Origin of the sequence: Paenibacillus sp. P36, from assembly GCF_045866505.1 — a bacterium.
In the GTDB taxonomy this organism is placed as follows: domain Bacteria; phylum Bacillota; class Bacilli; order Paenibacillales; family NBRC-103111; genus Paenibacillus_E; species Paenibacillus_E chondroitinus.
This window is the reverse complement of sequence record NZ_AP038372.1, coordinates 664,073-689,214: the sequence shown is the minus strand read 5'-3', so window position 1 is coordinate 689,214 and position 25,142 is coordinate 664,073. Positions and strand designations below refer to the sequence as shown.

At 46.6% G+C, this 25,142-nt stretch carries 16 protein-coding genes; all 16 read right to left on the bottom strand.

Features of this window, described 5'->3' with window-relative positions:
* Positions 1 to 72: 72 nt before the first annotated feature.
* On the bottom strand, positions 73 to 678 hold the full coding sequence (locus ACKTT9_RS03100; protein ID WP_407870456.1) for a hypothetical protein: 606 nt from the start codon (positions 676 to 678) through the stop codon (positions 73 to 75).
* A gap of 302 nt (positions 679 to 980) precedes the next feature.
* Entirely contained in the window at positions 981 to 1,940 is a 960-nt protein-coding gene (locus ACKTT9_RS03095; protein ID WP_407870455.1) for a tRNA dihydrouridine synthase, read from the bottom strand.
* Positions 1,941 to 2,273: 333 nt separating this feature from the next.
* Positions 2,274 to 3,752 carry an ATP-binding protein gene (locus tag ACKTT9_RS03090; RefSeq protein ID WP_407870454.1) on the bottom strand — a complete coding sequence of 493 codons (1,479 nt, stop codon included), beginning with the start codon at positions 3,750 to 3,752 and terminating at the stop codon, positions 2,274 to 2,276.
* Positions 3,743 to 4,492, bottom strand: a complete 750-nt coding sequence (locus tag ACKTT9_RS03085) for a response regulator transcription factor (protein WP_407870453.1) — start codon at positions 4,490 to 4,492, stop codon at positions 3,743 to 3,745. Before ACKTT9_RS03085 ends, ACKTT9_RS03090 begins: the two co-directional genes overlap by 10 nt.
* A 263-nt stretch (positions 4,493 to 4,755) precedes the next feature.
* Entirely contained in the window at positions 4,756 to 5,634 is an 879-nt protein-coding gene (locus tag ACKTT9_RS03080) for a hypothetical protein (protein WP_407870452.1), read from the bottom strand.
* A 35-nt stretch (positions 5,635 to 5,669) separates the two neighbouring features.
* The gene (locus ACKTT9_RS03075; protein ID WP_407870451.1) at positions 5,670 to 6,953 is read right to left on the bottom strand and encodes a copper amine oxidase N-terminal domain-containing protein; all 1,284 of its coding nucleotides are present in this window, start codon (positions 6,951 to 6,953) and stop codon (positions 5,670 to 5,672) included.
* Entirely contained in the window at positions 6,934 to 8,292 is a 1,359-nt protein-coding gene (gene glmM, locus ACKTT9_RS03070) for a phosphoglucosamine mutase (protein ID WP_407870450.1), read from the bottom strand. Before glmM ends, ACKTT9_RS03075 begins: the two co-directional genes overlap by 20 nt.
* Positions 8,293 to 8,316: 24 nt before the next feature.
* On the bottom strand, positions 8,317 to 9,078 hold the full coding sequence (locus ACKTT9_RS03065; protein WP_407870449.1) for an NTP transferase domain-containing protein: 762 nt from the start codon (positions 9,076 to 9,078) through the stop codon (positions 8,317 to 8,319).
* Positions 9,079 to 9,102: 24 nt separating this feature from the next.
* Positions 9,103 to 10,932 carry a glutamine--fructose-6-phosphate transaminase (isomerizing) gene (gene glmS / locus ACKTT9_RS03060; RefSeq protein ID WP_407870448.1) on the bottom strand — a complete coding sequence of 610 codons (1,830 nt, stop codon included), beginning with the start codon at positions 10,930 to 10,932 and terminating at the stop codon, positions 9,103 to 9,105.
* 32 nt (positions 10,933 to 10,964) lie between these two features.
* Positions 10,965 to 12,320, bottom strand: coding sequence for a nucleotide sugar dehydrogenase (locus ACKTT9_RS03055; protein WP_407870447.1), 1,356 nt, complete (start codon positions 12,318 to 12,320; stop codon positions 10,965 to 10,967).
* A gap of 31 nt (positions 12,321 to 12,351) precedes the next feature.
* On the bottom strand, positions 12,352 to 13,167 hold the full coding sequence (locus tag ACKTT9_RS03050; RefSeq protein WP_407870446.1) for a PleD family two-component system response regulator: 816 nt from the start codon (positions 13,165 to 13,167) through the stop codon (positions 12,352 to 12,354).
* 33 nt (positions 13,168 to 13,200) lie between these two features.
* The gene (locus ACKTT9_RS03045; RefSeq protein WP_407870445.1) at positions 13,201 to 14,649 is read right to left on the bottom strand and encodes a glycosyltransferase family 2 protein; all 1,449 of its coding nucleotides are present in this window, start codon (positions 14,647 to 14,649) and stop codon (positions 13,201 to 13,203) included.
* Positions 14,650 to 14,664: 15 nt separating this feature from the next.
* Positions 14,665 to 15,834: a HEAT repeat domain-containing protein gene (locus ACKTT9_RS03040; RefSeq protein ID WP_407870444.1), complete on the bottom strand. Its 1,170-nt coding sequence runs from the start codon at positions 15,832 to 15,834 to the stop codon at positions 14,665 to 14,667.
* 31 nt (positions 15,835 to 15,865) lie between these two features.
* Positions 15,866 to 18,094 (bottom strand): hypothetical protein, encoded by a 2,229-nt coding sequence (locus tag ACKTT9_RS03035; RefSeq protein ID WP_407870443.1) that lies wholly within the window; start codon positions 18,092 to 18,094, stop codon positions 15,866 to 15,868.
* Positions 18,095 to 19,157: 1,063 nt separating this feature from the next.
* Complete coding sequence (locus ACKTT9_RS03030) at positions 19,158 to 24,269, bottom strand: hypothetical protein (protein ID WP_407870442.1); 5,112 nt, start codon at positions 24,267 to 24,269, stop codon at positions 19,158 to 19,160.
* Positions 24,229 to 25,101: a dsDNA nuclease domain-containing protein gene (locus tag ACKTT9_RS03025; RefSeq protein ID WP_407870441.1), complete on the bottom strand. Its 873-nt coding sequence runs from the start codon at positions 25,099 to 25,101 to the stop codon at positions 24,229 to 24,231. The genes ACKTT9_RS03030 and ACKTT9_RS03025 overlap by 41 nt, the downstream gene beginning before the upstream one ends.
* Positions 25,102 to 25,142 lie beyond the last annotated feature (41 nt).

Here is a 25,142-nt window from a genome sequence, read left to right as displayed (position 1 = left end):
TCTTCCAAGCACCTAAGATATATTTTTTCAGCCTTCATCTCTTTCCCCAAAGCAGTCCATAAAATCGTGCATTTAACTATTATCTAGTTGAATTGCAATAAATTCTTTGGCAACCACATACGAATCACCAAAAATTAAGACCTTGTAATCTGTTTGCTTACCGTTCCATTGCTTATCACTTTTGGTTGGAAGTAACGTGCCTTTCAAACCGTTATCCTCCAGCACGTTACAATATTCCTTAATAAGATTTACTGGGGCTTTCGCGAACAAACCTAGATCAAATCCTAATAACCATTCTATTTTTCCATTCATATATGTTCCAAAAGGTATTAGGTTATTTGTAATATCTCTATGGGCAATGTAAAGTTCCCCAATTAACTTCTTGCTATCTTTTACATGTCCATTGAAATATAGTTCAAAATAGTCTTTATTGTAGTCCCACAAATATACATGTTCATCTAAAACCTTAAAATCAGAAAAGTAAAACAGTTCAAGTTTGTGTTCACCAAAATCATTGCATTGAATTTCCCATTTTTGAAGTACGTTCTCATCATCCTGATAGGTAAGTTCAAGAGTGAGTATTATACTATTTCCATTAACTACAAAGCTTACTAAGCTTAAATAAACATCATCTTCAATTAGTTCATTATCTATGGCATCTATCATGTTTTGAAGCATATTAAAGCCCCCTTTGCTCCAATAAAATCATTCTTTTCTTAACAACTTGCAACTACCGCCTTATTATATCACCAATTTACAAATTCAGGATATTCACTGTTAAAACAAAAAAAAGCCCTCTAAAAAGGGCTTTTTAACATCTGGAGTCATTATCGGTTTAATAAAAGAAATACCTTTCCCGATGATACCAATACTTAATATGAGAGGACAACCCACATTGATTTCTCACTCGTTGTTCCCTTTCCTAACCAATAAAGCTACCGACTCCACATGTATGGAGTAATCAGTGAGAACAAGAGTTATTACTTGCTTCCAAACTCATCGAGCAATGCACGCACTTCACTCGTTGAATTCGTATTCATTAAGTTATTTCTTAATTCGCCAGCTCCTCGGAATCCACGGACATAGATTTTAAAGAAGCGAGTCATAGGCTTGAACAGACGCGGCTCCCGTGCTGAGTAGTGATCATGGAGATCCAGATGCAACCGTAGAAGGTTAAGCAATTCCCCACTGCTATGCTCCCTTGGCTCCTTCTCAAAGGCGAAAGGATTATTGAATATACCGCGCCCGATCATAATTCCATCTACACCATACTGTTGTGCGAGCTGTAACCCGACTTGACGATCAGGTATATCACCGTTAATGGTCAACAGCGTATCCGGTGCCACCTCATCGCGAAGCTTCTTAATCTCCGGGATTAGTTCCCAATGAGCGTCTACTTTACTCATTTCCTCTCTTGTCCGCAGATGAATGGATAGATTAACGATATCTTGTTTCAAGATATGGGTTAGCCAATCGCGCCATTCGTCTATAACACTGAACCCCAGCCTTGTTTTTACGCTTACGGGCAGTCCTCCGACTTTGGCTGCTTGAATGATCTCCCCTGCAACTTCAGGACGACAGATCAAGCCGCTTCCTTTCCCATTCTCCGCAACGTTGGCTACAGGACAGCCCATATTGATATCGATACCTCTAAACCCTTGTTTCGCCATGCCGATACTCATCTGACGGAAGTATTCCGGCTTATCTCCCCATATGTGCGCGACGATAGGCTGTTCATCCTCTGTGAAAGTCAAACGCCCGCGAACGCTGTGATTCCCTTCCGGGTGACAATAGCTCTCCGTGTTCGCAAACTCCGTAAAGAAAACATCGGGTCTTGCCGCTTCGCTCACGACATGACGAAACACAACATCCGTCACATCTTCCATGGGAGCCAATACAAAAAAAGGTCGTGGCAATTCGCGCCAAAAATTATTGATCATCTCATAAACCTCTCTATGGAAATCAGGACTGTTCAATATCCCAATTCATCTCATTTATTAGCTATCCGTTCCATTGTCAACCTTGGGCAACGTAAAATAAAATTAGCTGCCTTCGCCTGCTTAAGTGGAATGAGCTTCTCTCGATATTTTAGAACATTTGATATAGATAGTTCCACTGTGCAGGCGCGAATTCTTTTTAACTCGTCTAAGAAGCTCGAATTTTGCAAGGACGCCTGCTTAAGTAAAGAACCTCCAACCCTTTGTGAAGGAGATGGAGGCTCATGCATTATTTATTTAATGGATTTTTGGGTTCTAACGATAGGTGGATACGACTTATCCAACATCAGCCAAATTTACCAACGGCCGCACATACTGACGGCTGTCATAAAGCGGAATTCTGACTTCAAAGGCGCTTCCGATCCCCAGCTCGCTTCGCACGCGAATGCTTCCATTGTGAAGCTCTACAAGCTCTCGCACAATGGCGAGCCCCAAGCCGGATGAGCCTTTATGCTTCACTGGTCTGCCTCTCTCCACTTTGAAGAAGCGCTCCCAGATGAGCCCTTGATCCTCCGGTGATATACCGATTCCCGTATCGGTTACCGTGATGAGGACACACCCTTCCGACGGAACCGCCATCGCCTTCAATTCTATCGTTCCGTTCTCGGTGAACTTAACTGCATTTTTGATCAAATTATTAAAAATTTGTTCCAGTCGATCCGGATCGGCGTGAGCCTGTGGCGAATTTTCATCTTCAAGGCAGTGAATAACCGTCCCGCGGAGTTCTGCTTCCGGTTGGAATTTAAAGGACAGCTTGGACAGCATCGCCTGAACATCGACCGACAACCACACAAGATCGATTTCCTTATTTTCCAGCTTCATTAAATCGGTAATATCATCCACCAGCCGATTCATATGAAGGGTTTCGTTAACCATGATCTCGTAATATTTTTCCCGCGCTCCTTCTTCGATCAAACCATCCTGAAGCGCCTCCAAAAAACCCTGCATCGCCGTAAGCGGCGTTCGCAGCTCATGGGAAACATTAGCCAAAAAGTCATGCCGCAGCTGATTCAGCTGTCTCTTTTCCAGATCAACGCGCGCAAGTTGCTCCACCATGTGATTAATGGTTGTCGCCAGCTCACCAATCTCGTCTTTGGAATCTATTTGAATTCTCTCACTGTAATCACCGACGGCAATCTTGGCTGCCGCCTTGTCGATCTGTTGGATGGGTCGGGTAATGGACCAGGATAAATAGGAGGATACACCAAATGAAAAGAATATACCGAGCAAGGTAACCCAAAGGATGGTTTCTCTAAGCTGAGCGATGGTCTCATTCATCCCTTTAAGAGGCGAATGCAGTACAATACCACCGTATACGTCGTTGTCTTTTCCCCATGGGACGGCAATCGAAAGCATGCCTTCCTTAGAACCTTCGGATAAATTCCATATGGCGGGTTCACCATTCAGGACTTGTTTTACAACTTCAGTGCTGACGGTCTTGCCTACGTTCACCTCATCCTTTGAAGATGTAGTAACGATGTTTCCGTTCAAGTCAAATATCCAAATACGCGAATCAAAGGCTTGATCGAAAAAACGCAGCTGCTCCTTAAATCTATCATTCGGTTCCGTCTGATTCTGAATGGCGAGATTAACCTGCTTGGCTTGCCGGATCATCTCATTACTTTTGGAGTTGACGATATAATCCTTGGCAAACAACGAAATAACGATTCCTACCGCACATAGCCCAAGAAGCACCGTAACGATGGAGCTGGTCAACATTTTGCGGAGAATGCTTTTATTTGGATTTAGGTACATGCTGCTACCTCAAATTTATAGCCCACTCCCCAGATCGTATGAATGCAAACTTGATGACACGTACTTAGCTTTTCACGAAGTTTTTTAATATGAACGTCCACCGTTCTCATATCGCCTAAAAAATTATATCCCCACACCTGCTCCAGCAGCTGTTCTCTTGTAAACACGCTGCCTGGAGATTTCGCAAAAAATGCGAGCAGTTCAAACTCCTTGGGGCGCATGTCAATTTTCATACTCCCCGAGAGTACCTCTCGGCGGTTCACATGTATGACTAAATTATCAAACTCATATTGGACGGGTGCATCCACCTCAATAATCGACTGTCCCTTCTGCATTCTGCGAAAAATCGCTTTAATGCGCGCCACCAGCTCCCTCGGACTGAAGGGCTTGGTCATATAATCGTCGGCGCCCAACTCAAGACCCAGCACCCGATCAAACTCATCGTTCTTCGCCGTCAACATAATGACCGGCACATCATAACGCTTGGTAATCTCCCGGCACGTTTCATAACCGTCGAGTCCGGGCATCATCACATCTAGTATCACGATATCAGGCTTAACTTCCGCTAACATGGTCAGAGCCGAGACGCCATCTGGGGCCTCGATTAATTCGATGAGCTGCTGACGGAAATAGAGCCGGATGATTTCTCTCACATTCGGATCATCATCCACAATCAACACTTTCCAAGTCACAAGCGGTTCACACCTTTCTATGATCCTCTCATAGACTTCTGAAATCATTTACATTTTAAGGGGGTATTCGAAGTTGTATGATTTATATTGCATAATAGAAACCACATAACAACCTTCAAGAAATGTGTCAAAAAGCCGCTTTGGAAGCGCGTTAAATGCCGTCAGCCCCCGCGTCATACAAGGCATTTTCCGCTTATCGCTCAAAAAAAGCCCTCTATGAAATAGAGGGCTTTACCTTCTGAACTAATATGAATGAAAAATGAGTCGCTAAGGCTAAATGCTTTGAATGTTTCGGAAAGAAAGGAGTTATTTTACCACGAGGATAGTGCCGTTCTTTTCCATGTATTAGGTGCTACACAAACATATACATACCCATCATCCCATGCCATCTCCCCCACTTCTCCGGGGGCAGTAGACGAAGCCGGCGTCATAGATTTCCTGATGCGAATGCTGTCATCACTGACGTCCAGCTTGGTCTTGGCGTCCGAATTTCCAATACCGATATTGCCGTTGCTGCGGTTAATCGTTAACGGGTTGTCGAGTGCTTTACCGTCATCCGAATAACGGATAATTTGCAGATTGGAGCCGGCATTTCCTCCTGTTTCCTCGGAGGTATCTGCACGCATCGCCCAGCGAGGCGTCGTCACATTCCCATCATCCGATTTGGCCCAAGTCAGATCACGATTGACGCCACCGGTTCCGGCTATCCGTAAAATCCCGTCCATTACGTTGAAATTAGAGGAATGCGTGCGAATTTCGGCCACATCCTGATCGAACGGAATTTCCAGACGCGTAAACAGCTCATTTGCGTTTTTGCCGTCAGGTGCCATCGTCGTTTCGAACGACATATGATTATGATCGTGCTGCTCCGGGTTATTCGCTTTGGCATGAGCAATGATAGCCGCCTTGTCCTTTCCATTCTCATCCAGCCAAGCGATGGCCGGCTTCGCTCGGTCTTTCGTCCACTGCAGCCGAATGAGATCCGACAAATGGCCTTCCGAGGAGATCCATTGCTTATCGGTAGAAAGATGAATCCGATCATTATGAGGGACCTCAAGTCCTCCTCCCGGTAAAGACGATTCCTGAAAGGTTCCAGCTGTCTCATGGCCACTTGCGAAAGCAAAAGCCACTCCTGAGACGCCGAGCGCCGCACTAGCCAACAGAGTGATCACCAAACCTGCTTTTTTCATTTTGCATCCTCCTCCTTCTTGTTCATCGAACCCGTTTAACGATTAGCGTTCAATAGCTCGATCCATCTCACGTAATCATGGACAGCGATGCCGATATAGCTCGGATAAAGGGAGAGGCTTTCCTTGACCTGTTTCAATTCCGACTCCATAAGCGAAGAGTTGGACTTATAAAAGGTCGTATAATCGGCTTCCGTACTGGGCAACGTATCCACTGCAATGACTGCCTGTTTTTTCAGCGTAGCTGCTTCTAAAATGATGGATTTGGCTCTGGCAATGATGCCGTTGTTGCCGAGTGCCGTATTACGATAAGCCATAATGACGACAGTATCCGCCTTTTCCAGCAGCCAAGCGCTAAAGGAGTAGCTGGATCCCGGAACGGTACAGCTGTTGATCCAAAAGGGAATATCGAAGGCCATCGTCATGCTGCGATCAGAGCTTTTCACTTCCGATTCAATGAATCTGATTGTATCCATCCACCGTTCGAGCACCCAGGTCTGATTGTTCTTCCACATGTCCAATGTGTAGGGCTCAATATCAAAATGAAAGCCTTGGAAGCGTTCTAGCGCACCTACCGAAGCGTTATATTGCGTAACCGCTGCAATCCATTGCCGGATATAAATATGGTTATCTTCATATATCCAATCTGATTTGCCGGCCAGCGCCTCAATCTTGATGCCCTGACCACTCGCTTTGCGGATGAAATTCCGATAAACGTCTTGACCTGGATACGTTTCATAGCGCACATAAATGGAAGTCAGTTTTTGGTCCGCCGCAAACTGGAGGATGCGGTCACCATCCGTCTCAATTAACTTGCTGTCCCAGATCCAAGTGGACCTTTGCGCTTTGTCCGCCGAAGTTATCAGTACCAAATTCCGTTCTCCCACCCAATCGACATCGGCTCCGAGGCTCTCACTAACAGCTCTCAGCGGAACCATGGTTCGGTCATTTTTAAGGACAGCCGGAGACTCCAATTCCACCTGCTTGCCATCAATCGAAGCCACCTTCTGACCAATGGTTAATAATGTTGTAGCGTGCTGACTGCGAAAGGTCACCTGTTCCAGGGAACGATCCCATTCCACTTCAGCACCTAGTTTTTCGGCAATTTCTCTAGCCGGCACCATCGTACTACCCGTCTGTTCATCGATGTAAGGCTGGACATCCGTAAAGGCAATCTTTTCCCCGTTGACCTCCACCTCAAGCTCAGTGATAAGAGAGTATGCCGGGAGAAATAAAGGACCACTTGTTAAAATTTGTACAAGGACCAAGCATACAATCATCTTTCTCATAGGGACTAACGGATTAAACCATGCTATATTCAAGCTCTTCCTTTACCACCTCTACAATGCCTTCAATATAACCGGACAACTCCCTTTCATCCGGTCCTTCCGCCATCACACGCACCAGTGATTCCGTGCCCGAAGGCCGCACCAATACACGGCCTCGACCGGCCATCTCACTTTCCACCCGACGGATTGCGGCATCAATTCGGCGATTGCCTTCCAGCTTGTATTTATTCATCACTCGTACATTTACCACCAGCTGTGGGTATTTTACGACAGGGGACACGAGCTCCGACAAAGGCTTTCCTTCTTGAAGCATGACCTGCAGCAGCTGAACAGCCGATAACAAGCCATCCCCTGTCGTCGATTCATCCAGTAAAATGATATGTCCGGACGACTCACCGCCCAAGTTGTACCCGCCTATCCGCATCGCTTCCATGACATGCCGGTCTCCGACCTTGCTCTTTAACGAGTTGAGACCGATGGTTTGCAGCGCTTGATGAAAGCCAAGATTGCTCATGACGGTAGAAACGACGGTGTTTTGCCTTAGCCGTCCCTGCTTGGCCAGACGAGCGGCAAGGATATAGAGGATGTGATCCCCGTCCAGAATTTCGCCCCGTTCATCAACCGCAATCAACCGGTCCGCATCACCGTCGAACGAGAGTCCCGCATGGGCTTGATGGTCCAGCACAGCCTTACACAGATGCTCCGGATGCGTTGAGCCACAATCCTGATTAATATTTAAACCGTCCGGCTGATGATACAAAAGAATGGTCTCTGCACCCAATTCTGCGAATAACTGTGGAGCTAGCAAGGAAGCAGCCCCGTTCGCGCAATCAAGCACGATCTTGAAGCCTGACAGCGGCGCCGTAGCCGTCGACTTCAAGTAGCTCACATAGTCTTTCGCGCCCTGCGGATCATCACGCAGGGTGCCAATTCCCGCTCCCGTAGGGCGGGAAATCCAATGTTCGTCACCCTCCAGGCGGCTCTCTACCTCCGCTTCCCACGCATCCGGCATTTTGAATCCGTCCCTGCCAAAAAATTTAATCCCGTTGTCCTCCACCGGATTATGAGATGCCGAGATCATCACCCCTGCATCTATACCTGAGTGCCGTGTGACATAAGCCACACCCGGCGTCGGTAGTACGCCCAGTCTTACGACATCCGCCCCAGTGGATAACAACCCGGCAGCCAAAGCTGCTTCCAGCATGTGCCCGGAGATGCGGGTATCCCGTCCGATGACGACGGTAGGCCGAATACTTCCACAGCTGCGGGATAGCATGTAACCAACAATAAGCCCTAATTCAAAAGCCAACTCTGGCGTTAACTCGCGGTTGGCAACCCCTCTGACGCCATCCGTACCGAAAATAGTTCCCATATCAGCTTTCCTCCCTATGACTTGTTATGCAAAAATCCCCATGTGTTCATAGAAGGCACGATTCGCCTCCTCCAATTGTTCAGGAGTGTTAATCCCCATCACCTCTGTCGGATCCTCGAGGATGATGGCCTCAAATCGCTTCTTGCCCCCGGAAATACCGGCCTGTCGCATCACCTTCACGATATCAGTCAAATAGTACTCCTGCTGCGCATTATCACTGGTAATGCCAGGGAGCGCTTGAAACAAGCTATCATTATCGAAACAGAAAATCCCTGTGTTAATTTCATTAATCAATTTCTGCTCAGGCGTCGCGTCCTTCTCTTCAATGATATCGATAACCTCGCTGCTTGCAGGATCTCGAATAATTCTTCCATAGCCGGTTGGATCCTGAACGATCGCGGTTAGCACTACACCGGCGCTTATGTTTGCCCGCTGGGCGGCAAGCAGCCGTTCGATGGTCAATTGTCGGATGAGTGGCGTATCGCCAGTCAGCACCAAGGTAGACCCGCTGCGTTTACGGAGCAGAGGCTCCGTCTGATGAACGGCGTGTGCCGTTCCAAGCTGAATCTCCTGCTGGACGTAGGTGACCCGCGTTCCCAAGCACTTTTTCACCAGCTCTCCCCGATGCCCGATCACCGCCACAATACGGGTGATCGGCATCGTTTCCAGCTTGCCCACCAAGCGGCCGATCATCGGCACGCCTCCGACGGGATGAAGCACTTTGGGCAGCTCCGACTTCATCCGTGTACCTTTGCCTGCAGCTAACAGAATAGCGAATGCTTCCATGTGGTTCAGCTCCCCTCTGAATGGTTATTCAACCGTCACGCTTTTGGCCAAGTTTCGCGGTTTATCAATATCGTTCCCCAGAGATAGGGAGGCGTAATAGGAGATTAACTGAAGCGGCACGACAGCCAATATCGGTGCCAGAAGTTGGAGGGTCGGCGGGATGAAGCAGATTTCATCGACGCTATTCAGCAGCCCCACATTGCCTTCCACCGTAATCCCCATGACATGGGCTCCACGGGCCTTGACTTCTTTAATATTGCTAACTATTTTTTCGTACAAATCCATATGCGTAGCCAGCGCAATCACCGGCGTATCCTTCTCGATCAGCGCCAGTGTACCGTGCTTTAACTCTCCGGCTGCATAAGCCTCCGAGTGGATATAAGAGATTTCCTTCAATTTGAGAGAACCCTCAAGCGCAACGGCATAGTCCAAGCCCCTGCCGATAAAGAATAGACTGTCCGCATCCTTGATCGATTCCGCATACCGCTTCACTTCGTTGGCGTTTTCCAGCACCTTCTCCACCTGAACAGGAAGCGACTTCAAGCCTTGGATCAGCTCCGTATGAAGCTCATCAGACAGCGTCTTTCTTTCCTGGGCCAAGTAAATGCTGAACAAATAGAAGGCGAGCAGCTGAGCGGTGTACGCTTTCGTGGATGCCACTGCAATTTCCGGTCCGGCCTTCGTTGCGATGACATAGTCCGCATCTCGCGCAACTGAACTGGTTGGCACATTTGTAATTGCCAATACTTTAGCGCCTTGCCTTCTGCTCTCTTGCAGGGCAGCCAGCGTATCCGCCGTTTCCCCGGATTGGCTCACGACGATGACGAGCGTTCGTTCCGTGATAATCGGGTCACGATATCGGAATTCCGATGCGATATCGCACTGCACCGGGATTCGCGTTAGCTTCTCAAGGACCGTGCTGCCGACAAGTCCGGCATGATAAGCGGTGCCGCAAGCCACGATAAAGATTTTATCCACCTGTTGAAACGCGCCTACTGCGTGCGCCAACTCCGGGAAACTCACTTCGTCTTGGTCGTTGATGCGCCCGAGCATCGTATTCCGCAGCGTTAACGGCTGTTCGTGAATTTCCTTCAGCATGAAATGCTCAAACGGTCCCTTCTCCACCTGATCCGCGCTCCAATCGATATGCAGCAGCTTACACGCCGCCGGCTCCCCTGTCTCGACCTTCGTGATGGAGATACCCTCCTGCGTAAGGATAGCCAAATCGCCATCCTCCAAAATATAAACCTTACGGGTATACTCAATTAGAGCCGAGATATCCGATGCAAGGAAGTACTCTCTCTGACCCTCACCAATCACAAGCGGACTCGATTGTCTGACTGCAACAAGCTTATCCGGCTCATACTCCGTCATGACACCAAGCGAATAAGCCCCTTGTAATCTCTGAATGACCGCAAGCATGGCGGTGTAGATGTCGCCTTCATAATGCTCGGCAAGCAAGTGAGCAATCACCTCAGTGTCGGTCTCGGAAGTAAAGGTGACGCCTTTATCCTCCAGTTCTTTCTTCAGCTCCATGTAGTTTTCCACGATGCCGTTGTGCACGACAGTAAATTTACCCGACATATCCGTATGCGGATGGGAGTTGGCATCCGACGGTCTGCCGTGCGTAGCCCAGCGCGTATGCCCGATACCGATCGATCCGATCAACGGCTGTTTATCCAGCTGAACCGATAAGTTGGCCAGCCGTCCTTCCGCCTTGCTAATCTTGACCTGATCCTGCACCAGTACCGCGATCCCCGCGGAATCATACCCTCTGTACTCAAGCTTGCTTAATCCGTTCAGTAGAATCGGCTGTACATCTCGCTTTCCTATATACCCTACAATGCCACACATCGTTGTTATCTCCTCTCTCTTCTAGGATGAGTTTAAACGCCTACGGCGATCCTCACTTCTTGCTTGCGAATACCTGTACCTAATTTATAAATATTGTCCCCTTGGATGTCGGCAAATGCATTGCGCGTATCGATGATCGGCACGCCCAGTTCCACGAGTTCACGGCTATTGAAGTTGCGGTGATTCGTGATCAGCACCATGCAGTCATACTCGGCAAAAGCGGACAGATCGTAGTTCACGGATTGTACCGTATCCCCAACTTTATCGAAGAATGAAACGGCATGCGGATCGTAATAGTCCACTTGAGCTCCGCTCTCCCGAAGAAGCTCGTACAGCTCCAGTCCCGGCGATTCACGGAGATCATCTACATCCGGCTTATACGCCATGCCTAGAATAAGAATCTTCGAATTGCGAATAGATTTCGTATACATATTGAGCACCTGCGAAGCCTTATACCGAACATATTCCGGCATATTATCATTGATGGATTGCGCCAGCTCGATAAACTTGCTGTAGAAGCGGAATTCCTTGGCTTTCCACGATAAATACATCGGATCCAGCGGGATGCAGTGACCGCCGATGCCAGGCCCCGGATGGAATGGCATAAAGCCAAACGGCTTCGTCGACGCCGCTTTAATGACCTCCCAGATGTCAATCTCCATCTTGTCGCACATCATGGCCATTTCGTTAATGAACGCAATGTTAATACTGCGGAACGTATTCTCCAGCAGCTTGGACATCTCCGCTACTTTTGGCGAGGAGACCGGTACGACGTCCTTCACGACATGGCTGTATAAGGTGACGCCGAGGTCGATGCATGCTTCCGTCGTACCACCGATCACCTTAGGCGTATTAAAGGTGTTGAATTTGGGATTACCTGGATCGACCCGCTCCGGCGAGAAGCAGAGGAAGAAATCCTTGCCCACCTTGAGTCCCTGCGCTTCCAGCTCGAACTGGATGAGCTCCTCCGTCGTTCCCGGATAGGTCGTGCTCTCCAGGATGATCAGGGCTCCGCGCTTGAGATTTTTCTTAATTTCCCGGACAACGCTTTGAATATAAGAGGTATCCGGATCTTGGTTTTCACTGAGCGGCGTCGGTACGCAAATGGAGATCGCATCCAGCCTTTGAACGGTATGGTAGTCGTCGGTCGGAATGAACCGGCCGGACTCGACCGCTTTCGCCACTTCTTCGTTCGGAACGTCCTGAATATACGATTGGCCGCTTTGAAGCGACTCTACCTTCCGGAAATCGAGATCGATGCCGTATACCGTAAACCCGCCTTTCGCCATCTCCATGCAGAGAGGCAGCCCTACATAGCCGAGACCGATGACCCCGATTTCGGCTGTTTTTGCCTGGAATTTATATTTTAAATTGGTATATGCGTTCATTGTAATTCTCCCTCCTATGTTTTCACGTGGATTAGCCCAGACGGGAAACCAGCTTTTTGATTCTCCACTCCAACTCTGAAATGGAGAAGGGCTTCGTCACATAATCAGATGCGCCTAATTCAAAGGCACGGTCCATACTTTTCGGTAACTGCTTATCCGTAAGCACGATAACTTGTCCTTCGCCGGCATGGTCCCTCTGGATTTTGTCGATCAACTGGTATCCGTCAAGAATCGGCAGGTTTAGCTCCGTAATCACCAGGTCCGGCATGGTTTTCTCAAATTTCTCGAGCGCTTCACTGCCGTCCTTGGCCTCTTCGACCTTGTAACCGCCTATCTCAAGCCGCAGCTTGACAAACTCTCTGCTCACCTCGTCCGGATCGGCGATGAGAATCGAGGTGATTCCCTGTTGAACCCCATGATGCATGAACAGGTGAATGTCTCTGCTCTCCCCTTTCCCTTGTAGTGTTGTATGAAGTAGCTGTGACATCGACTGTTCCGTCAGCTCGCCACTCTCCGGGAAGCTGGCGACAACCATCTGACCTTCGAGCAAATTTTGCTGTTCCAGGAACTCTTTGAGCACGAGCGATGTATAATGCGTGTTGATCAGCTTTTGCCCGGACAGAACGACTCCGAGAAGGCCGCTGGGATTCAAGTAGAAGCCATGAAGGGGTACTTCAGGCTCAAAGCTGCTCACATAGGACTGCATGTGTTCCAGTACCTTCTGGCCCACCTCTGCGCTTGGCGCAAGAATCATCCCGCATGGAGCACCCTTTTCATACGAAGCCTGAACTTGTTCTGCTAATTGCAACATTGCTTCTTGAATCGGATCATGCACTAATACAGCCATCTTCTCCACTCCTCTTGTCTTTGTTTAGATTTGCTATTTATTAAAATTGGTACGGACCATCGTTCCCCACGAGTTGTTATTGCGCAGGAATTCGACGTGTCCGTTTAACCTCCACCAAACACCAATTTGCCGATACCCCGCAAACATTAAGATCGAAAACAAGATCATTTTGTTCAGGTCACCCAGCTTGGGATACCGGCTAAAGGCCGTCTCTTCAATAAACAAGGCACCCAGGCTTAAGGCAAAACAGGATAAGAAATTGACTAACGAAAAGATAACGATGGTGTGCCAATCCGTCATATTCAGCATCCAGTAGCCCAATATCGCCAACAGGCCGCTGAGTCGGAAATACGGATTCAGTGTTTCAAACACGATGTTATAGGGAATGGTCAGCATCCCGAATATTTTATATTTCGGGCGCAGCAACATGTAAATCCCTTCCTCAATCATATTTTTCAGATTTCCCCGCCCCCAGCGCTTGCGCTGACTGCTCAAGATTCGGTACGAATCAGGGGCTTGTGTCCAGCAAACGGCATCCGGGCAAAACGCTACCCGGTATGGGATTTTATTATCCAAGCAGTGACGGTGGAGCTTAATCACAATATTCATATCCTCACCAGGGTAGCCCCCACGGTAACCGCCGACAGCGATGACCATCTTCTTTTGAAACACGCCGAAGGCTCCCGAGATAATAATGAGTCCATTGACGGCGCCCCAACCGATCCTGCCGCCGAGAAAGGCTTTCGTGTATTCGACGTGCTGCAGTGCCGGCAGCAGCTTACGAGGAAATTGAACATCCTTCACAATGCCGTCTTCCACCGTACAGCTGTTCACGATTCGAACATTGCCCCCAACGGCGATCGTCTCCTCGGGGTTCTCCATGTAAACCCGAGCAATCCGCGTTAGGGCGTCTTTTTCAAGCAAAGAGTCTGCGTCAATCGTCGAGATCAACGCAAAGTGGGAAAGGTTGATGCCTGCGTTTAACGAATCCGCCTTCCCTCCATTTTCCTTATCTATGAAAAAAAGATTGGGATACTCGGGATTATGGTACACCCCTCTGATTTTTCCGGTCTTAATGCTGCTGGAAAGCACCGGATGAATGAGCTCCAGCTTGAATTCTTCAAGCATGACCTTCAAAGTCTGGTCCTGTGAACCGTCATTGACGACGATCACCTCATATTCCGCATAATTGAGCGCCAGCAGTGACCTTACATTCTCAATGATGGTTAACTCCTCGTTATAGGCCGGCACCAAGAGGGAAACCGGCGGGAGCTGACTGGAACTGGATAGCTTATTAATCCGGTTGTACTGGATTCCCCGCTTGATCGAGAAAATATGCCGAATCGAAAATCCGAAGATAAAATAATAGAGCAGAGTAACGAGAACAACGTAAAAGAGAGCGGCGTAGCTGTAATAGAGCAAAAACTCCCTTAGCCCGTTCAGAAATGAATCCAACACCACTTGATATCCGAAAACCCACATGTTTACACAACCCTCCTATACGACACGATAGATACGTGTAGACTTGCGAAAAATTTTGTCATAGGTATACATCAGTAGGTTATATTGCGTGAGCTTCTCCCAATTGTGGAGCTGCATAGACAGCTGCTTAATCTCATCCTCAATCAGCTGCTGCATAAATTGCCCACGATCCGTCCCTTGCACCGCTGCTGCACGCTCACAGAGCGCTACCATACCTTCTTCTCCCATACGGAGCAAGCCTCGGCCCGACGCATACACGATGCGCTGATCGGTGTCACCCAGACTGGTTTCCATCAGTTCGACGTAAGCCGGATTTTTGATGTTGGCCAAAGTCTCTATCGTCAATCGGCGAATGTCCAGATTGGGATGACTCAGCAGCTTGCTAACGACGTTTCTAGGCAGCAGGCGGGAGCTTTTCAGGTACAAATCCACTGCTTTGATTTGAATGTCTTCCTGCTCGGCATCCATGAGACGGTAGACCGCAGAGGCCGCTGCCGGATCGGTGTAGACATGGAGCCCAATCAACCCAATCCGAACGTAAGCCGGATTCTTGTGAGTCACATAGCCCGTGTACAAAGAGCCGGCATCCACTTCCGAATCTGCGATCATATCCACAATCAGCTCGTAGCAGTTCTTGTTGTGCTGAAGGAGAATCTGCACCATGGCTTCGAGCTCCTGCTGGCTGCGGGCGCACTTGGCGACCGCTCGGGCGACGACAAACAGCGCCGAATTGAGCGGATGCTCTTTTAACATGTCCAGTAATGCCGGCACTGCCTCCTTCACCCTCATGCACCCCAAATGATAAGCGGCATCCAGCTTCACCCGATAAGTTCGACTATTAAAGCGCGCTAGATGGTGCTGCACGAGCCCTAGATCTACGCAAAGCTGAACCAGCTTGTGCCGCTGTTCGCCCGAGAAGATTTCCATCATATCATTCAGCTTTTCCTGCATCGCCTCTCTTTCCACTGGGTCCATCATCCAGGGAGGGACCCTTAATGGCTCCATCCCATCCAAATTGGCTTGTACATACGTCAGGTAATCCTTGAACTTCGTTTTGAAGCGATCGTTCAGCTTTCTCCTTCTAATACTTCTCAACTTAATGGCATAAATAACAGCCACACAAACCAGATTAAAAGCTAAAATGATATATAACGCTTGTATGGCTGTATGAAGATTGGTGTACACACCTGCACTCTCCTCTTTTTCAGCTACCCGATTAATTGGTAGAGATAACGGGGCCATTGATCTTATGCAACGCCTCTTTCATGATGTAGTAGCTTTGCTTCGGTCGTTCCACATAATTCACCTTATCCTCCCAGCCCTGCCAGGTGTATAGCGGCATCGTGGCTACCTGCACCGGCTGCGCCGCTGCCGAGCTATCCCGACCAACGACTTGATCATTCTTCACAATCCAAGGAACAAAACGGACGCCTTCCACATGTCTCACTTCAAAAGTATTCTTACTCGGGGCGTTGTAATTGAATACGCTCAGAGAGCTTGGATCGCTGAATCCCAGCAGCATCCACGGAATCCGCATTTCGAGCACCTGCCCTTGAACCTGCCACATCGCCTTCGAATTGTAGTCGGGACGCGCCGGATCACTGTAACCTTTCTCTAAAAGGCCAACCTCGACATCCCCAAAGGGGTGGTTCACCCGGGAATCGGGATATTCCAGCAGATAATTGACTGCCAGCTTCCAAGGCTTGAAAATCCCCGAATCATCCTGTTTTTCCTTCGGATCGATGTCCGGTAGTCCGGAACGCTCATACAAGCGGGCATGAATATCGTAATTGGAAGCGATCGTCATACGGCTTTTATTTTTATCCGACAGCTCAATTAAGGTTTCCAGCCCCTCATCAAGTGTCATGCCATGAAGCTCGGGTCCATGACGATTGCCACCAGGCAGCGTATCTGCCCCGAAGTAGATGCTTTCATTCGACGGGTCGAACGGCTCCGATAGCTTGGCCATCAAGTAAAGGTAGCCTTCGTCATGCGTGGCCCAAATCTCCTCAAAGCCGGGAGCCTGCACATCAAGCTTCTTCTTATCCTTCAGTTTGTCCCAATCCGAGGCATCCCCATCGATGTGAATCGCTTCGTCTTTGCCCGGGAACATCCCGAGTACCCCGAAGAAAGACTCGTTCGTCAGCGTGTTATACCAGTAAGCCCGGCGATCCGCTTCATCGTAGCGTTGGGTGTTCCACGTCTTCTTAAACCATTCGTCCTGCCACGTGAACAATATCGCACCAGCATAGCCGGCTCCGTGAATCTCCTGCAGCAAGTCCGCATCGATCTCTCCCTGCTGCTGCTCGTTATGACCGCCTTGATTGCGGCCGAGCGTGCCCAAGTGGGCTACGCCCAAGGAAGCCGGCACGCCATACTCCGTAACCATGACCGGCATATTGGGGTGCGCTGCTTTTAACTTATTCAGATAGGTGAGGTAACTATCGGCTTCTCCTTTGCTGTTGGTCATTTCCTGAAACGACTTATCGAAAGCAAAGAAATCCGGATAATACGGATACACGTGATACGAGGCAAAATAGCCTGCTTCCCAATCCACCGCCTCAATATGCGTCGGATCGACACTCACCAGATCCTCTTCAACGAGCGGTTCGCCCGGATGCGCAATCGGATCCGTCGTCACCCAGTTGGCGAAGGCCATCGGATGCTGCCAGCCATACTGAATTTCCGTCTGTGCCGCCGTGTCGACCATCAGGGCCAACCACTTCTCAAAAGCGTTCGCGCCCGGCTTCGTACGGAAATATTTCCCTGCATAGTCCGGTGTGTCCGCGTGCCCGTCATTCGTCCCCTTCACCATCTTCGGGTCCCATTCCGTCCCGACAATCCAGCCCATCAGATAAGGACCTGCATTATATTTATAAGCACCTCCTGCTTTTCCCGAATGCGGCTCGGGCGTGAGTGTCGTTTTTCCATAAACCGCCGTAACCGCGTCTTTAATCTCTTGCTCGAATTTCTCCTTGATCTTGAGATCGAAGGCATCTTGCCCTTCAATCAGCTGTTCCTCCGGGCTCCAAATGCCCTGTAGGAAGAAAAGCGGATCTTTCTGATGCTTCATGTTGTATTTGGAGAGCGCCTCGTAAAACTCGGGCATCATGATCGTATACACCCGAATCACATTCACGCCCATGTCCTGAATCATGCCAAACCATCTCTCATATTCATCCTCCGAAATGGCCAATTCACCGGGAAAATGTCCGGGGATCGTCGCCCCCATATTAATCCCCTTGGCAAAATAGGGCTGCCAGGCTTGATTCGTGTATTCTTCTACATTCGTTCCTTGGGTCCTAAACTTTACATGTATACCGCTAGCCAGCGTCGTGCTTTCGATTCTGACCAAAAGCGGACGCAGCCAATAATAAAGCGCACCGGCTACAATCGCAATGACAAGACCTATCTTAAACAACAATTTGAGCCACTTGCGCATCATATTCACCTTCGATAGTTTGCTTAATTCTGCTGTCTATTGCCATGGTACGACAGGAAAGTGCAATTGTCTGTTTTCTAAGTGTTAAACATTGTGATCATTTCAAAATCATTGTGTTCCATATTTGAATTTTGTTATCAAAGATTTAACAGATTGTGAGCAAATCATTAAAATTAAATAATTTTACTAAAATAGAATAGTTACAGAAAAATAAAAGAGTAAATATTGGGATTAATCGCCACCCACCCCCTCAATAAAAAAACGCCTCAGAGATATCTCTGAAGCGTGACTACTTACAAAACATTTTTATGTCATCTAAAGCTGAATGAGCATGTCCCCCAACAAATTTACTCTCATCATTCAATAAGAATTGCTATTCCTCTTATATTTTCGTTTTTGTGCTAGGCAGAGATAAAGATTGAGGAAGAGATAGTGGAACCAGGATAATTGATCGGGTAAAACCATGGGGAAATGCGTTTGAGTAAATGATTAGGGATTAATTAGGAAAAGTATTTGGATGAGAATAAGCCTGGGGTAAACATAGGATTATCAAGGGTTTCGGTGCCGCGGCGAATCATTTTATTCTTATGATGGGAATAAAAAAGCCGAGCGAGATCAGGAGGTAAAGCCTGAGTAACGATCGGATTGGGGTAATGCTTGAGAAGAAAATTAGGATCTTTTACCTGCTCTTGTTCCGGCTCTCGATAGGGAATAGCAGGAGTTTATTACGATTTTGGCAAGACATTATTTGTTATAGCAAGGGTTTATTTATTATCTACATCATCCATCACCAATAAAACTACTGATTCGATATGTGTCGTATGCGGAAGGCGACCTCTCTGCCGCGGTATCTGTTATAGTTGCCTTATGTTGCTCAGAATCAAGGTTTTAGCAAATGAGTCACCTTCTGTTCGCTTGATTTACTGTGCCTTATCACGAATTTTTGCAGCAGTTTTACGGCAACTTCGCTGCGCTATTCCGGATTGTAGTAATGGGGAATTTCTGTTGAACTTTGTCTTATTTCACTCTGAAATAAACATCAGAAGCCAAACAGCCAACGCAACTCTTACATAAAAACCCTCACATTATTCGGAAAATCCATCATTGAAACATTGTTTCTCATTGGCTCAAATGTTACCATATAGCGAAGATTCCGCTTTGTCCTTGTGATTTCTACAAACCCTTCTTGCGTACAGACCCAGCGCTGGAGAAACGGGTGTACTCCCTCCTCAAAAGGGCCAAAAATCTGCTCCATCCACATCATCTTTTTACCCTTTTTTTCCCACACTAATGGGTTCGCAATTGACGGCTTCCAACCCAGCAACCGAAATACTGGGCTTGGAACCAAGTGGATCGTACTACTATAAGGAATTTTCTGTCCGTTAATATGATTAAACGTGTAGAACAGCTCTGGATTCGACTCTTTAACGTTTACTTTATTATTGTAGAACAAGAACGATCTTCCACTAGCCGTTGGTCTGCTAAAATCCCAATTTTCTGATAAACCGCAAGTAAAGTAGTAACCTTCGACGATGTTGAAATGAAATAGGGCTGCCCCGAGCAACTCCTGATCGCCCCGTATCCCTTTGCGAGCCTGCTTCATGAACTGTGAGCAAGCATCCTCCGGATCAAACTGCGACATCCCCATCAAACCGAGTTTCAACCATCCAGATGATCTTCTAAATGCTCTCGGGGGATTCAAGAGCAGGAAGGGATCGTCACTAGGAAGGTAAGCCTGTACCTCATTATAGACAGAAGTTTGCTCCCAAGTTCCTTTCTCAACCCGCTTCTCTATGATATTTAACAACATTATTTCCGGATTGGAATTCGGATCTTCTGAAGCTTCCATCTCACCAAGAAGTTCATTTACAAAATCAGGAAATATACTGGCGATTTGATATAATCGTTGATTAAAGTGACGGTCTTGGAATGACGGGTAATCAATAATATGTATCCCTTTTCTTTCATTGCTGCGAGCAAACCGGGAAATAAATGCTCTAAGCTTTTGTATCACCCTCGGTTTAGAATTTTCTCTTGCAGTACACCGCCCACGTTCAAACGTCTCAATGATTACTTCTGCTTGTGTGCGAATCTGTAATTCCCCGCTGGATTTTAACTTAGCCAGCAAGGGTTTCATTGTTTCATAATAGGAAGGATACGTTGCAGCAATACGTTCGAATAATATTAGTAGCCATTCCGTTCCGGTATCTCCTACAGTTCCCCAGCCGGAAATCAGATCATGAGTAACTGTATGATCCAATTCAACAAACTGCCATAACCCCTGCAATGCCGCTTCAATTTGATGCTCATTACGGCTTGATAAATTTCTAAGCAAGACGTTCAAGGTGAATTGTCTCCATGATATCCGATTCAGTGGATGTGATGGGGAATAGATAGATGATGTCACATCCTCATTCCAGTCGAGCCATTGCCTATATGTGCTCAGAACCCGATCAGTAGCCTCTTCAATTTCCTCAACACCTAATTTCATTGCCCTTGCCTGAAGCATTTCTTCTAGTTTGACAATGAAATACGCAAGCTCCCTATTGTCTATACTTTCCGGTATAAGTGGATCCAGCAGTCTCCATCTTGTCTTATCGTCCGTAGTGAGATTTATAAATGCAGAATAAAAGTCTTGAATATACTGCTCATTTCTGTGGTAACTCTCTACTGCATGAGTTTCTGCAAACTCAAACAAAATATTGGTATATTCCTTATACCGATAAGAAGACTCTGTACTTAATTTGTGGACTAAAATCTCAGCATAATTAAAAGCTGCCACATGATCCATACTTCCACCATAAGGAGCTAAATTATTGATTACACGCTGAAAATCATCGAAAGCTTCGTCCATAGATAATTTTCTGATTTTACGTTCGACACGTTTCCAAGTACTTTCCCAGTACGGGCGACGTTCTCTACGTGTTATAAACCATCGTTTCGGTCTGTTGTCACGATCTCTGTTATTATGAATGTCGAAATGATATGGAGTCGAGCGTTTCATGTAAACGCATAGACTCGAGTACCCGAGTCTATGCGCCACTTTTAAAATGCATTTTCTCATATCTTCTATGTATGCCCTACTACTTCTATCTCTCCAGCTCATCCCACCAACTGTTAGTATCCATAGGGCTGCTAGATCTTCTTCTGTAAAGAAAGTATCCCTTAGCACACGGATTAACACATCGAAAGTCACTTTATATTTTGAAAAATCATCCACATCAAGCATGTTATTTTCGTTAAGAACTACCCAAAGCCTCTCGACTCCATCCTTTTGCGCCTCAGCCATTACAACACTTACCGCATAATCGGCTACTAGGTTAGACTCACTATCCAGTTGTCTACACAGATCAAGTAGTAGCTTCCCTTGTCCTTTCCATAATGAAGGCTTAGCATGCAGCAGAATCTCTACCCATTGTACAACATGATTTAGGGATGATTGTCTTGCGGTTATGCCGAACCATTTCCTTGCAAATTGCTCCTTAAGATGCCGTGCTTTCTCCTGTAATTGATATTTTTCACCAAGTGCAGCTAGCTTCTCGACCCAATATGTTACTCTTTGGAGATTGTCATCCCAAATTATCCCTTTCTCATTCGTCCAGCGTTCGAAAATGAGTGCCATCGATGTTCGATCTCCATGACTATCTAAAAACCCCCAAATAAGTTCCATATCCAAATAAAAAATATCGCCCTCAATCATGCTGTCTCTTACAACAGGGTACAACAATTTATCCAATGCCTTATCATTTCGAGATAAAAACATTGCCATTCGCATAAAGAAAGAACGAACTTCTATGTAACCGACTAAATGGTGATAGACAGACTGATCCATTAAATAGAGGCGTTCCAGCAGATAAAGAATCATCGTTATGTCTTGCTTGGAAAGTCTGTATCCTTCCTGCATTGAAAGACAATAGTAAGCTCCCATTCGATAGGTACTATGAAATAAAAGACGAATCATATCCATAGTTCTCGGATCTCGGTCGTAGGAGGAATAAGCTTGAATCGCTTCTTCAGCGTGCTGTTTTAAATCGGATTCTGGGTAAGACCATCCTCTAAGAAAACAGATAAAAGAATAGAGCTTTGCATCGGTTTCATAGTTCATTTTCTTATGCTCTAAAATTTCATATCCCTGTTCTACAACAGGATGAACGAAGCGCTCAGTTTCGAAATTCGCTATGGCACTATACATGGCTAGTTTAATTCGATGCTGGAAAGATGGAACAAGATGATCTGTTCTCTTAAGGATATAGCGTAATTCTGTCCATTTCTGCTCATCAACCATCCGTTCGATTAAAACTTCTCTTTTCTCTGGCACAAGATGCTGTAAATACCTCTTCAAGCATCTAAAAAATGAGAATCCGCTTCGGTTGAATGATCCGTGAAGAAATCCGTCAGAATAAGCACTTGCCACTTGTTCTTCTAAACTGTTCCTTACCTCCTCTTTTTCAATTCCCCATTCATCAATTGAAGTAACCCCTGCCAGTTCCCCCCATTCACGAATCAATTCAAGAAACCCCTTACCCAAGTTATCACGATTGAAACTTGACTCAAAAACATAGTATTCCTCGAGAAGATGGATCAATTGAAAGGGAGTCACGTTATTTCGTTTGAACCACCGTTCCATGATTTGACGAGCACGGTCATACTCTCCGAGCTTTACTAGTCGTCCAACATCATTGAATACTTGATTTAACAGATTAATCTTCCATGTCTGGGGTGGCTTAATAATTCCTTCAGATGGTACGAAAGCAGGTACACGTTGATCTTCCGCAACGAAATAATTCCGTTCATTTGCTTTATCATACGATATTAAAAGTTGTTGAACAGTACGAAGTGCCTCAAGCACTCCACCTGCATCATTCCAGTTTTTCCGCTTCTTAACGACGGCCAACATGTCCCTGCACTGTTCCTTGATTTCATCGATAGGTCTTCTTATCGTCCACGCTTCCATAATGAACGATGGATTGAAAATAGAGACGATCTCTTCTATTCGTCCACTTTGTCCTAATAAGGAAAACAAATCAGCATGACGAGCGATCTTGTAAGAGGGCTCAGCCACGTAAAAATCCGCAAGAGAGCCAGCAATGTCTTCTAGAATATCACGGCGAGTTCGAATATACCGCATGAAATAGACTCGAACATCATTATGAAATAATACGAACTTTCCTCTGTCCTGCTCTATAACCAGTGGCTCCAAATCCTTTAACAAGTGATTCCAATCGGATTCTGTAAGTAATAGTTCCTTAAAGATCCCTTTTAGTGTCGCACCATCCAGACGTTCGCTTGACAGCGAAAAATAACTCGATAGTTTCTCGTTTAAGTATGCAATCTCGTAATTGACCTTTGTCTGGATTTTTTGTATTGCATGAATCCAAATATGATCATAGTAAGCATGAATACCATCATGCAATTTTCTCGCCAGTAGTCTTTCAATCAATGCTTCGACCGTTGTACAGTCTGTTGCTTCTCTAACCGCAAATGCAGCGGCAAGCGTATTATCTACTGCAATCTCATGAATCACATTTACTGCCGGCTCTATGAACTCCCTTGGAAAATCATGCGGGAGTATCTGCCCGATGTCACTCTTTGTAACAACTGGCACTTCAAGATGAAGAACCTCAGTTCTGTCCTCCTTTAGCCATTGTGGGTAGGCCGGATATCCTTCCGGAGGCTGTCCCGCCAGCAGAAAAAGAACACCACTAGGAACTTCTTCCGGATGAACCAACCATGTAAGGAACGTATCCTCGGGCTTATGAGAGATGTATCCTGCTCTAGCTGCATGATCGATTCCATCTATTGCAATAACAGTCGGCCTCTGGGTAATGTTCGACAGTTCCTGTGCCAGTCGTAATGTATGATTACGGATTTCACCTACCGTCAGATAATCGCAACGAATTGGAACTTTATATTGGTGGAGTTTACCTATAAATTTTGTTCGAATCTGATCTATCAACACCGTCCAGAAAACACGAGGATCTACAGTTCGTCCTGCATCGGGAGGGATTTCTTTCATTTCGGGCGTAATTGGTTTGAAAGCGTGATAACGAAGATTTATGATGGCTGGTGCTTCATATGCCAATTGGCTTACTAGGCTACTTTTGCCGCTACCGGGGCTACCTTTCAAGAAAATAATACTATGTTTTCGAGAACCAAGTTGTTCTATTAATCGTTCCATAAAGACTAACCGTGATTTGAAAAAGGGAAGCGGGGGGGCGAATCAAATGATCTCTGTCATCGACCTCTACTTGCAAAGATAACCGACTATACACGTCCTCCGGATAGACGAAATCAACCTTGCCTTGTATCGAAGTTGTCCAAAATCGTAAACTAGCTGCGAGCTTTTCAAAAATTTCTCTTTGGAAAGATGATGAAGATACCCCAAATATTCGACCGATTTGTTCGTGCATCTGTGACTCAAGTTTTTCTAAATCGGGGCTACTAAAACGTAAACGCAATTTTCTTAGGAATTCATATTTGTTTATATCTGTTTTGAGCACACCTAGTTGTGTAAGAAGATCAGTCCACGCCGCTCTATATGTTGAATCCAAGTGGATACCAGAAAGGTCCCCTGCTCGTTTCATCTCTTCCCTAAGTGCTTTCCAAAATTCAGGCAGCGGAGGATAGGCTGAATCATTTGCCGTTCGTGACCAATTCTTTCCCCCGCGCCTATTTGTGTAAAGTTCTGGGATGCAGTTTGGAACATTCTTTAAGCCTTCCTGCCACGCAACTGCCATATCCTGAAGCAGGGAGGATGAACTTTTACTTGATGGTCTAATAAGATCACTTAAAGTTAAATTATTTTCCGCTCTCGTATGCTTAACTTGAATACAAAGTGAGCGACCATCCTTATATTTCACAACAACATCATCTAATTTGTTAATCGTTCTGACTTGAAAGGCGACCGCCTCAATACCCGAATCTGTGTCGAGCATTTCCAGAACATACTTGAGACCTACATAAGACTCATACCAATAAGGATCGTGTGAACCCGAGTCGTAGTTTTTCAATTAGTAGTCACCTCATTAATGTCAAAGCCCTATAATTAAAT

Excerpts from the sequence above, each read along its gene's own strand:
- ACKTT9_RS03100 (WP_407870456.1), bottom strand. The coding sequence starts at position 678 with ATGCTTCAAAACATGATAGATGCCATAGATAATGAACTAATTGAAGAT.
- ACKTT9_RS03095 (WP_407870455.1), bottom strand. The coding sequence starts at position 1,940 with ATGATCAATAATTTTTGGCGCGAATTGCCACGACCTTTTTTTGTATTG.
- ACKTT9_RS03090 (WP_407870454.1), bottom strand. The coding sequence starts at position 3,752 with ATGTACCTAAATCCAAATAAAAGCATTCTCCGCAAAATGTTGACCAGC.
- ACKTT9_RS03085 (WP_407870453.1), bottom strand. The coding sequence starts at position 4,492 with ATGATTTCAGAAGTCTATGAGAGGATCATAGAAAGGTGTGAACCGCTT.
- ACKTT9_RS03080 (WP_407870452.1), bottom strand. The coding sequence starts at position 5,634 with ATGAAAAAAGCAGGTTTGGTGATCACTCTGTTGGCTAGTGCGGCGCTC.
- glmM (WP_407870450.1), bottom strand. The coding sequence starts at position 8,292 with ATGGGAACTATTTTCGGTACGGATGGCGTCAGAGGGGTTGCCAACCGC.
- ACKTT9_RS03065 (WP_407870449.1), bottom strand. The coding sequence starts at position 9,078 with ATGGAAGCATTCGCTATTCTGTTAGCTGCAGGCAAAGGTACACGGATG.
- glmS (WP_407870448.1), bottom strand. The coding sequence starts at position 10,932 with ATGTGTGGCATTGTAGGGTATATAGGAAAGCGAGATGTACAGCCGATT.
- ACKTT9_RS03055 (WP_407870447.1), bottom strand. The coding sequence starts at position 12,320 with ATGAACGCATATACCAATTTAAAATATAAATTCCAGGCAAAAACAGCC.
- ACKTT9_RS03050 (WP_407870446.1), bottom strand. The coding sequence starts at position 13,167 with ATGGCTGTATTAGTGCATGATCCGATTCAAGAAGCAATGTTGCAATTA.
- ACKTT9_RS03045 (WP_407870445.1), bottom strand. The coding sequence starts at position 14,649 with ATGTGGGTTTTCGGATATCAAGTGGTGTTGGATTCATTTCTGAACGGG.
- ACKTT9_RS03035 (WP_407870443.1), bottom strand. The coding sequence starts at position 18,094 with ATGATGCGCAAGTGGCTCAAATTGTTGTTTAAGATAGGTCTTGTCATT.
- ACKTT9_RS03030 (WP_407870442.1), bottom strand. The coding sequence starts at position 24,269 with ATGGAACGATTAATAGAACAACTTGGTTCTCGAAAACATAGTATTATT.